This is a genomic window from Pseudomonas sp. GP01-A4, assembly GCF_058780865.1.
This window is the reverse complement of the sequence record NZ_JBYSWF010000150.1, coordinates 1-1588: the sequence shown is the minus strand read 5'-3', so window position 1 is coordinate 1588 and position 1588 is coordinate 1. Positions and strand designations below refer to the sequence as shown.

Annotated in this window: 1 protein-coding gene; it reads left to right on the top strand. The window is 52.7% G+C overall.

All coding sequences use genetic code 11. From position 1 onward, the window contains the following. Window positions 1-59 precede the first annotated feature (59 nt). The gene (locus tag AC3WKX_RS34235) at window positions 60-1562 is read left to right on the top strand and encodes a hypothetical protein (RefSeq protein WP_102606536.1); all 1503 of its coding nucleotides are present in this window, start codon (window positions 60-62) and stop codon (window positions 1560-1562) included. The last annotated feature ends 26 nt before the right edge of the window (window positions 1563-1588 follow it).

Genomic DNA, 1588 nt, shown 5'->3' with positions numbered 1-1588 from the left:
ACTGCCTGTCCGAATGAGCGTGGAACAGGTGTCCGGATCAGCGTGGGCTGAGTGTCCGAATGGCGTGGAATCCGCAAATAATCCTCGCCGGTGGTGTCTATGGCCCGCGTAAATCAACGGACATTGAGGCAGACCTTGAGAACGAGGCACTTTCTATACTTGAGGAGCTCGGGGAAAGCATTGATGACAATCTGCGCGAAGCCCTGTTGGCTGATTTCACAACCACTGCAGGCCAGGCGATGTGCCTGAAAGGTGGGCATGCAATCACGCTAGTCGGCTATGACTTCCGTGAAGGTAATGAGTGGATCTACGTCCACGATGATCGTCTCGGCCCTTACGCTCGGGCGGAGCTGATTGAAGCGGAAGCATTCATCGAGCTGCAGGCGAGCAAAGGTTTTGAAGCTACAGACGAGGTGAGGGCCGAATTAAATGAGCGATGGGCCTTGGCATTTAGTCACTGGGATCCGGATGCCGAAGAGTGGCTAGACCCGCATGAAATCTTGGTGCCGGACATGGGGATCATACCCGCTGACAAAAAGGCACGCCTGGATTTCCATTATGCTTACGGCACAGCGACCATCGTTTCGACACATATCAAACATTGGATGGAAGGAATCTGTAATACCTCCGAGCTTGAGCGTCGGGAGTATGGGCACACCATAAAACTGTCCACCATTTCCCAGATTCGCAGTGAGGTTACCGGTCGACCGATTGGTTACAAACTCAATGAGACCTTGCCCGCGGGTGCTGAATCGCCAGTAGCGACTGCGGATGCCATCGAGCGGTGGAATGCTAATAAGCTGAGTTTCTTGACGTCTCCGATGGCGCGTTTGCAGTGGGACATCGATTTCTACTGGGGCGAGAATAAGGTTTTCAAAATTTTGCTCGATGCCACTGACACGCCCTTGGGGGATGCCGTATCGGCTGTCTACGAACATGATCTCCTTTTCGCTGAGCTCTTCTTGAAAGTCTTCCGAGATGACAAGCTGAACGCGGAATTTGTTGATGATGAGCATTTCTACAGCTCTTTTTTGAAGCTGGTCGATAAGCGCGACAGGGATTATGCGAGCTATCTGAACGCGACTTATGGCGCTTTGCGGGCTCCAAAAAAGCTGGAGGAAAGCGAGATCACTGTTGAGGGCAAGGGGGCTAACGATACCGCTATCGAATGGTTCGATCCTAAAGCGGATGAGCGCACCTTGATCCATCTTTACGATCAAGTCGTCCGCAGCCCTGAGGAAAAAAATCTCATCTGGGCAATTGGCAAAGATGGAACCCTATTTGTAGCCGTCGACCTCAAAGATCCGAAGCGTGGGCATCCAAGCATGACAGGGTTCCAAGCTGCTCGGATTGCGGGAGAAATGTGGTGGAGGCGACCCAGCGAAAAAGGCGGTGTTTGGGGCGTCAACCATGGCTCGGGCCGCTACAGCTTCGACTATGCCAATCCACAAAACCTGCTCACCAACGCGATCACGAAGATCGCGTCCTTTTTCCCTGACGATCAGTTCATCGTAAGCGTCCGAACTACACCGCCTTGCATCTCAGACCTTAATCCCCTTTAACCGCTGATTGACGCGCTCACACTCAA